Genomic DNA, 6,550 nt, shown 5'->3' with positions numbered 1-6,550 from the left:
CCTGCGACCAACGGATTAAAAGTCCGCTGCTCTACCAGCTGAGCTAACGACCCAAGGGCGGCTATTATGACGGCCAACGGCGGTTTTGGGAAGGGCCGGGGTGGAAAAAAGCCTTGCGTGGCCCTCATGCTCGGTCTAATATAGGTAGATAGCCTACCTATTTAACTCATTCCATGCCCACTACCGAAGACCTTCCCATCCCCGAACGCGCGCTGGCGCTGTCCGATGACTTGCGCGTGGCGTTCAAACGCCTGTTGCGCTCCATGCAGCGCGAAGGGGGCGAGCTGGAGGGCAACGTATCGATGATGCAATACATGCTGCTGGCGCTGATCCATGAGCAGCCCGGCATCGGCGTGGCCGCGCTGGCGCGGCTGCAGAACGTGCGCGGGCCCACCGTCAGCGCCCAGGTCAAGTCGCTCGAAGAGGCGGGGCTGGTCGAGCGCAGTGCGCCCGATCCGCAGGACCGCCGGCGTTCGGGCCTGCACGTGTCGGCGCAAGGCCTGGCCATGCTCGAAACCTTGCGCGCGCGGCGCCGCGATGCGCTGGCGCGCCGCATCGCCCGTCTGACGCCGCAGCAGGTCGATGCGCTGGAAGCCGCCATGCAGCCGCTGCTTGAGATCGGCCAGGCATGAGCGGCCACGATCACGCCGCAGGCGCAGACAAAGGCGCCGCGAAACCCGTCACCGAGCGCGAAGTGCGCGCCATCTACCTGGGTCTGATGGCCGTGCTGGGCCTGGGCGCGCTGGACCAGAGCATCGTCGCCACGGCCTTGCCGCGCATCGTCGACGACCTGGGCGGCATGGCGCATCTGTCGTGGGTGGTGACAGCGTATGTGCTGGCGTCGACGGCCACCATGCCCCTGTACGGCAAGCTGGCCGACCAGTACGGCCGCCGTCCCATGATCTTCACGGCCCTGCTGACCTTTTTGCTCGGTTCCGTGCTGTGCGGGCTGGCGCAGAACATGACGGAACTCATCATTTTCCGCGCCATCCAGGGCCTCGGCGCGGGCGGCTTCATGCCGCTGGCGCAAATCATCATCGGCGACATCGTGCCGCCCGCCGAACGGGGCAAGCGGCAGGGCATGGTGCCCATCGTGTTTGCCGTCACCAGCGTGCTGGGTCCCGTGCTGGGCGGCGTCATCACGGATGCCCTGTCGTGGCACTGGATTTTCTATGTCAACCTGCCCATCGGCGCGGCCGCTTTTGTCATCATCGCGCGCGCCATGCGCAAACCGGCGCGCACGCATGCGCACAAGATCGACTACCTGGGGTCCGCCTTGCTGACGGGCGCCGTCACGGCGGCCCTGCTGATGCTGGCGCTGGGCGGCACGGAGTGGCCATGGGATTCTCTTGCCATCAAGGTGTGCGGCGGCATTGCCGTGCTGCTGGGCGCTTGGCTGGCCTTCCACGTGGGCAGGGTGGACGAACCCGTGCTGCCGCCCGACCTGTTCGAGAACCGCACCTTCAATATCGCCAGCCTGGTGATGGCCATGACTTTCATGGGCCTGATGGGCGCCAGCGTCTTCTTCCCCCTGTTCTTCCAGCTGGTGATGGGTACGAGTCCCGCCGAATCGGGCGTGATGACGGTGGCGATGATGGTGGGGCTGGTGGCGTCGTCGATGTTCAACGGCCGCGTGCTATCGCGCTCGGGCAAGTACAAGATGGTACAGGTGGCGGGGCTGGCCGTGGCGCTGCTGGCGTTTGCCGTGCTGGCTTGGGCCATGGAAACGTCGCGCGGTTACTGTATTATTGAGCCGGCCATCTTCCTGCTCGGTACGGGACTGGGACTGGTGATGCCGAACATGACGATCGCCGTGCAAAATGCCTTGCCCCTGGCGCGCCGCGGCGTGGGCACGGCCATGCTGGCCTTTTTCCGTTCGCTGGGCGGCTTGCTGGGCGTGACGGCGTCCGGCGCCATCCTCGCGCACCAGCTGCACCAGCATGGCGTGGAAGCCGTGTCGGCGCTGGGCGCGCAGGCGGCGGTGCAGACGGTCGAGGTGTACCGCCATGCGATCGCCAGCGTGTTTGGCGCCGGCGCCGTGCTGCTGCTGGTGGGACTGGTCTTCCTGCTGTTCTTGCCGGAACTGCCCTTGGAGGGGCATCCGGCAACGTTAAAGCCCAAGACCGATCAGTAGCGCTCGAGCCAGTGCGCGTACGGTGCCGGCAAGGTCCACGAGGCGCGCTCGACGCCGAGTTCTTTGGCGGCAAAGTATGCCCAGTGCGGATTGGCCAGGTGCGCCTTGCCGACCATCACCACGTCCAGCTGTTCGTCCTTGACGACGCGCTCGGCGATGGCCGGCGTGCCGAAGCCCCAGGCGGAGGAAACAGGCACGCCCGCCTCCGTGCGCACGCGCTCGGCGATCGGGCCCATGAAGGCAGGGCCCCACGGAATCGACACGTCGGGAATGGTAAAGCCCATGCTGACGCTGATCATGTCCATGCCCGCATCCTTGAACTGGCGCACGAGGCCGATGGATTCGAGCAGGGTTTGCTCGTCGCGGCCGTCGAATTCCAGCACGCCGAAACGGATGGTCAGCGGCAGGTGCTCGGGCCATACTTCACGCACGGCTTTCAATGTTTCCAGCAGGAAGCGGCTGCGGTTTTCCACGCTGCCGCCATAGATGTCGTCGCGCTGGTTCGAATGGGCGGAAAAGAAGCTTTGCGCCAGGTAGCCGTGGGCGAAGTGCAGTTCCAGCCACTCGAAGCCCACTTCACGCGCGCGAACGGCCGCGTCGACGAAGTTCTGTTTCACGCGGGCGATATCGTCGAGGTCCATGGCGCGCGGCACTTTCGGCAGGCCGCCGCCGAAGGCGATGGCGGACGGGGCGATGGTTTGCCAGCCGCGCGCGTCGCCTTCAGCAATGTGGTCGTCGCCTTCCCATGGGCGGTTGGCGCTGGCCTTGCGGCCCGCGTGGGCGATCTGGATGCCGGGCACGGAGCCGGCCGCCTTGATGGCTTTCACGACAGGCACGAAGGCTTGCGCCAGATCATCGTTCCAGATGCCCGTGCAGCCGGGCGTGATGCGGCCTTCGGGCGCCACGGCCGTCGCTTCGACGATCACCAGCCCGGCGCCGCCACGGGCCATGCCCGCGTAATGCGACAGATGCCAGTCGTTGGCCTGGCCATCGACGGCCATGTACTGGCACATGGGCGGCACGGCGATGCGGTTGCGCAAGGTGATGTCTTTGAGGGTGTAGGGCTGGAAGAGGGCGGACATGGTGGCCTTTGTGTGTGTTGATGAAAAAGTAGGGGGAGATGCTGATTCGGTAGTTCGTAAATATTCGAAGAATGGAATTAGTATAGCGCATGCTGTATGATTCTGCACATGCGTCCACACAAACATCCTCCCGCCAGCGAATTCGTCCTCGAGCGCGTGCTCTACGCCTTGAGTGATTCGATCCGCCTCGACATCGTGCGCCACCTGGCCAGAGTCGACGCGGCTGCTTGCGGCGACCTCGACGGTGGGCGGCCGAAATCGACCGTCTCCCACCATTTCAAGGTCTTGCGCGAAGCGGGCCTCGTCTACACGGAAAACGCGGGCACGACGCACATGAATACGCTGCGCCGCGCCGATATCGACAGCCGTTTCCCCGGCTTGCTCGACGCCATCCTCGCGCAGCAGCCGCAAGCGAATCAGCCCTGAGTCAGTCCTGAATCTGCCGTAGAATGCCTGCAAGATTGCCGAATTTGCAGCATGGGCGGGCAGTCCTGACCTGAAGGGCTGACGACGCATGAAAATTTTCGCACGGTACCGCTGGCGGTGCGCCGCCGCTTTCGTATTGCTGACTGGCTGCTGGCCTTACACGGAGCCGGCCACGGGCGAATATGCTGCCGTGCTGCGGCGCGGCGAAAAGGTGACCAAGGCCGATACCTACGGACGGTTTGCCGCCTTGTCGGTCGAGTACCGCCAGGGCGGCGGCTCCCTGATGTCCACCGAGAATCACTCCATGCGGCTGATATATAACGACAAAATCGTCGTCAAGACCACCGATGGCATCGAACGCTGGACCGATTTCGCCCAGCCCGTGTATTTCGTCAAGCGGCAGGAAGACGACGGCATGCTGGCGCTGGTCCACGAGCAGGCGGGCAAGGCCGTGGTCGAGAAGATTGCGGCGTCGGAATACGGCTACCGTGGCAATGAGACGTACATGCATGGCTTCCCCCTGTCTCCGGGCGTGCGCTATTTCCCCGTCGATCAGCGTCCCGGTTTCCTGTTGCGTGGCCTGCCGCTGAAAACCACCGTGCTGCCCAGTCCGCCCGAAGGGGACGGCTACCTGCAAGCCCATGTTCTGGCGGCCATCTCGCCCGACGGGGCATCGTTTGCCTATGTCGACAGCGAATATGCGCCGTCCGTGGTGCTGGTGGTCGATGCGGACGGCAAGCGGCGCGATCCCATTCCCTTGCCGAGAATCTACCTGGCGGACGCACCCAGCTATCAATTCAACCCCTACGAGCGGCTGTGGGCCTGGTCGCGCACGGCGTTTGCATGGCACAGGAACGGCACGGGCAGCTGGGAGGTCCGTCCGGACGGTATTGCGCCGGGCGCTGCCGGCGCGCGCAATGCGGTCGAGGAATTGTTTATCAGCGATCAAACCGGCTACCGTCGCTGTTTTGCCGCCGCCAATGCCGCCTGTCTGCCGGGCTGGCGCGCCGCGAACGCCGCCGAGCAGGCCAGGACTTTTGTGCGGGACGGCGACGCGCCGCCGTTTGCCTACGTGCCATCAGCCCCAACGGCCGCTTTTGGCTCCGCGGTCGGTGTGCTGTTGCTGTCCAGGGAATGCTGCCGTGTGCCGTCCTACCATCTGTATCTGGATGGCGCGCCGGCAGCGGTGACGGCGCAATTGTCCGCGCGCTTGCGCGAGAGCAAGACGCCTTTCGTGCGCGTCGATGAGTGTCCGCGCCGCACTGGCAATGACGGCAAGTGCGAGGCGCAACTGGCGCAGCAGCTCAAGCGGCCGGAATCGCTGGGGCGCGAACTGGAACAGTTGCTCGATACCTGGGAGGAGCGGGATGGCGTGCTGTTCGTCATGCCGTCGATGGTGGTCGCGGTGCGCGCGAACGCGCAGGGCGGCAGCGTGATCCAGACCCTGTTGCGCGCCGATTTGTCGCGCAAGGACTGATGCCGCTCATCTGCCGCGCGTCACCAAAGTGCCAGGCTCGGCTATGATGTCGGCCTTTCGGTAAATCCTCGGCCGCGCGCCTGTTGCGCGATGGGCTGGCGACACTACCTGGCACGGCAAGGGATGGGAATGACGGCAGCAGCAGTGGTATCACAGGCGGACCTGGCAAATCGTCCGCAGTTTGGCTGGATCAATGGTTTGAAGGCGGGCGCGGCGCAGTTGATCGTGTTGCACCATCTGGCGTTTTACGGGCCCATGTCCGACTACGTGCAGCCCCTGTGGCCCGAGTTGCTGGGCTGGCTGGGCGGCAGCGCGCGCATCGCCGTGCAAGTGTTTCTCGTCATTGGCGGCTTCCTGGTCGCCAAGTCCCTCTCTCCCGCAGGCCGTCCCGGCATCGCCACGCCGCTGCAGGCCGTCTGGCGCCGCTATGCCAAGCTGGCGCCGCCTTTCCTGGCGGCCACCTTGCTCGCCGCCGTGATCACCCCTGTGGCCGGCATCTGGATGATGCACGACTCCATGTCGGCCGCCGTCACCCTGGGCCAGCTGAGCGCCCATGCCTTGCTGCTGCACGGCGTGCTCGGCTATGAGTCGCTGTCGGCAGGCGCCTGGTACGTGGCCATCGATTTCCAGCTGTACCTGCTGACGGTATTGCTGCTGTGGCTGGGCGGCCGCCTGGCCGGCCAGCGGCGCGGGCACTGGCTGATGCCGCTGGCCGTCACTGTGGGCATCACTTTTTCCCTGTTGTATTTCAACCTCGATGCGGGCTGGGATAACTGGGCGCCGTATTTCTTCGGCAGCTATGGCTTGGGGCTCATGGCCTGGTGGGCCAGCGACCCGGCCCGCAAGCCCGGCGCCATGACCGCGCTCATGGCCATGGCCGCCGTGCCCGTGCTGCTGGCTCTGGCCGTCGACTACCGCAGCCGGATCGCCCTGGCCCTGATCGTCGCCTGCGCCCTGTTCCTGTTCGGCCGCGCCCGCACCCCGTCGCAGGGCCGTGCCTGGAACATCGTCAACACTCTGGGCCGCATCTCGTATGCCGTCTTCCTCGTGCACTTCCCCGTCAGCCTGCTGGTGAATGCGCTGTTTATCAGCTATGTCCCGCTCGAACCGGAGTGGCAGGCGCTGGGCATGCTGACGGCCTGGGGCGCCAGTCTGGCGGCCGGCGCCGCGTTTTACCGCTGGGTGGAGGTGCCGCTGGGGCGGGTGGTGGGCGCGGTGGTCGCGCATCTGGCTGGAAGGCCGGCGCTGGCGTCGCGTTAACGACTGGTTTTCGATATGCGGGGGAGGGAACTTTGAGTCAGCGATGGCATCCCGCGCAGGTGATGCTGCCGAAAACAAAAAAGCCAACCGCGAACGGTTGGCTTCTCTGACGTATTTGGTAGGCCGTGCGGGATTCGAACCTGCGACCAACGGATTAAAAGTCCGCTGCTC

General features: G+C 65.3%; 6 protein-coding genes. 5 read left to right on the top strand and 1 reads right to left on the bottom strand.

The annotated features are described in order from the left end of the window. The first annotated feature begins 173 nt into the window (after positions 1 to 173). Together JAB8_RS16800 and JAB8_RS16795 are read left to right on the top strand one after the other, a co-directional pair. Positions 174 to 632 (top strand): MarR family transcriptional regulator, encoded by a 459-nt coding sequence (locus JAB8_RS16800; protein ID WP_070224687.1) that lies wholly within the window; start codon positions 174 to 176, stop codon positions 630 to 632. After that, the gene (locus tag JAB8_RS16795; RefSeq protein ID WP_254679533.1) at positions 629 to 2,134 is read left to right on the top strand and encodes an MDR family MFS transporter; all 1,506 of its coding nucleotides are present in this window, start codon (positions 629 to 631) and stop codon (positions 2,132 to 2,134) included. The genes JAB8_RS16800 and JAB8_RS16795 overlap by 4 nt, the downstream gene beginning before the upstream one ends. Here JAB8_RS16795 and JAB8_RS16790 read toward each other — a convergent pair. Beyond that, positions 2,128 to 3,216: an NADH:flavin oxidoreductase/NADH oxidase gene (locus tag JAB8_RS16790; protein WP_070290677.1), complete on the bottom strand. Its 1,089-nt coding sequence runs from the start codon at positions 3,214 to 3,216 to the stop codon at positions 2,128 to 2,130. The two genes, JAB8_RS16795 and JAB8_RS16790, sit on opposite strands and share 7 nt — an antisense overlap. Before the next feature lie 108 nt (positions 3,217 to 3,324). Here JAB8_RS16790 and JAB8_RS16785 point away from each other — a divergent pair, with 108 nt between their 5' ends. The 3 genes from JAB8_RS16785 to JAB8_RS16775 all read left to right on the top strand — a co-directional run bounded on the left by JAB8_RS16785 (position 3,325) and on the right by JAB8_RS16775 (position 6,379). Beyond that, on the top strand, positions 3,325 to 3,642 hold the full coding sequence (locus JAB8_RS16785; protein ID WP_070290678.1) for a helix-turn-helix domain-containing protein: 318 nt from the start codon (positions 3,325 to 3,327) through the stop codon (positions 3,640 to 3,642). Between the two features lie 88 nt (positions 3,643 to 3,730). Then, positions 3,731 to 5,119, top strand: a complete 1,389-nt coding sequence (locus JAB8_RS16780; RefSeq protein ID WP_070290676.1) for a hypothetical protein — start codon at positions 3,731 to 3,733, stop codon at positions 5,117 to 5,119. Positions 5,120 to 5,248: 129 nt separating this feature from the next. Further along, a complete protein-coding gene (locus JAB8_RS16775) occupies positions 5,249 to 6,379 on the top strand; it encodes an acyltransferase (RefSeq protein ID WP_070290675.1) in 1,131 nt (376 codons plus the stop codon). Positions 6,380 to 6,550: the final 171 nt, after the last annotated feature.

The sequence above is a fragment of the Janthinobacterium sp. HH106 genome (genome assembly GCF_001758725.1).
Lineage (GTDB): Bacteria > Pseudomonadota > Gammaproteobacteria > Burkholderiales > Burkholderiaceae_D > Janthinobacterium.
The sequence above is the reverse complement of the archived record's forward strand: the minus strand, read 5'-3'. Positions and strand labels throughout refer to the sequence as shown.

Coding starts and splice junctions, on each gene's coding strand:
- JAB8_RS16795 (WP_254679533.1), top strand. CDS start 629: ATGAGCGGCCACGATCACGCCGCAGGCGCAGACAAAGGCGCCGCGAAA.
- JAB8_RS16775 (WP_070290675.1), top strand. CDS start 5,249: ATGACGGCAGCAGCAGTGGTATCACAGGCGGACCTGGCAAATCGTCCG.
- JAB8_RS16790 (WP_070290677.1), bottom strand. CDS start 3,216: ATGTCCGCCCTCTTCCAGCCCTACACCCTCAAAGACATCACCTTGCGC.
- JAB8_RS16785 (WP_070290678.1), top strand. CDS start 3,325: ATGCGTCCACACAAACATCCTCCCGCCAGCGAATTCGTCCTCGAGCGC.
- JAB8_RS16780 (WP_070290676.1), top strand. CDS start 3,731: ATGAAAATTTTCGCACGGTACCGCTGGCGGTGCGCCGCCGCTTTCGTA.
- JAB8_RS16800 (WP_070224687.1), top strand. CDS start 174: ATGCCCACTACCGAAGACCTTCCCATCCCCGAACGCGCGCTGGCGCTG.